Genomic DNA, 1,563 nt, shown 5'->3' with positions numbered 1-1,563 from the left:
AAATCCGCCGCGCGCAGCGCCCCTCCGGTCGGGAAACGTCGGACCTGGGCCACCCTCCGCCCTTCACGGCTCCTCACTTCACAAGATGCCCCGATTTGGTTATATTGTACCGTGTTTTGACCCTTCGCGCACCACCCCCGTCGGGACCGTGGCGCGAAAGACCGGGAGCAATCCCATGCCAGAGTGGACCAACAAGCTCTTCTTCGGGGACAACCTGGACGTCCTGCGGCGGCACATCGGCGACGAGTCGGTGGACCTCGTCTACCTCGACCCGCCGTTCAACTCCAAATCCGACTACAACGTGCTCTTCAAGGAGGTGGACGGGACGCCGTCGGCGTCGCAGTTCCGGTCCTTCGCCGATTTCTGGCACTGGGACGAGACTTCCGCCCGCACCTACCACGAGCTCGTCACCGGGGGGGATGCGCCCCCGGCGCTGGTGGACCTCCTCCAGGGTTTTGAGCGGTTTTTGGGGCACAACGACATGCTGGCGTATCTCGTGATGATGGCCCCGAGGCTGGTGGAGCTTCGCCGGGTGCTCAAGCCCACCGGCTCCATCTATCTGCACTGCGACCCAACGGCCTCGCATTACCTGAAGCTTGTTATGGATTCGATTTTCGGAAAGATCTACTTTAAGAATGAAATTGTTTGGAGACGCTCACATCCGCATGGAAATGTTTATCTTAGCTACGGTCGCATCCATGATGTCATTCTGTTCTACTCGAAAGGAAAGGATTGCATTTGGACAAAACCGCACAAACCCTACCTTTTACCGAATGGGGAACTGGACCCTGCCATGGCCGATAGTGTATTAAAGCAATACAGCTTCATTGAGGAAGGAACAGGGAGGCGCTTCCAGCCGACTTCCCTTCTCAATCCCAACACCAAGCGTCCAAATTTGACGTATGAATTCCATGGACACACAAAAGTCTGGAGATGGACAAAAGAGAGAATGGATCGGGCGGAAAGGGAAGGTAGGTTGTATTTTCCGTCAGGTGGGAAGGGAATACCGAGAGAGAAGAGATACTTGGATGAACAGGAAGGGATTCCGTTCCAGGATTTTTGGGATGATATTCGCTTTGAAAAAGGCGAAATCCGTTTAGGGTATCAAACACAAAAACCATGGCTTTTATTAAAGCGCATCCTCGCGGCCTCTTCCAACGAGGGCGACGTGGTCCTCGACCCGTTCTGCGGCTGCGGCACCACCATCGCCGCCGCCCAGGCCCTAAACCGCCTATGGATTGGGATTGATATAACCTACCTCGCCATCAACCTCATCAAGAGCCGCCTGGCGGACCACTTCGGCGACGAGGCCGCCTACGAGGTCCACGGCGAGCCGCGCGACTGGAACTCCGCCCGCGAGCTGGCCCAGCGCACCGACCTGCCGCGCAAGGAGTTCGAGCTTTGGGCGCTCTCCCTGGTCCACGCCCGGCCGCTCGGCGACCCGGAGAGGAAGGGCGGCGGCGACCGCGGCATTGACGGCGTCCTCTTCTTCCGCGACGGCAAAACCGAAAAGACCCTGGAGACGAAAAAAATCATCGTCCAGGTCAAGAGCGATTTACGGCC

Annotated in this window: 1 protein-coding gene; it reads left to right on the top strand. The window is 57.7% G+C overall.

The window, feature by feature from the left end:
• Positions 1 to 175: 175 nt before the first annotated feature.
• Positions 176 to 1,563 (top strand): DNA methyltransferase (locus NTW26_11670; GenBank protein ID MCX7022904.1); only part of this gene is annotated, 1,388 nt, incomplete at its 3' end.

This window comes from bacterium, assembly GCA_026398675.1.
Taxonomy (GTDB): Bacteria; RBG-13-66-14; RBG-13-66-14; order RBG-13-66-14; family RBG-13-66-14; genus RBG-13-66-14.
The sequence above is the reverse complement of the archived record's forward strand: the minus strand, read 5'-3'. Positions and strand labels throughout refer to the sequence as shown.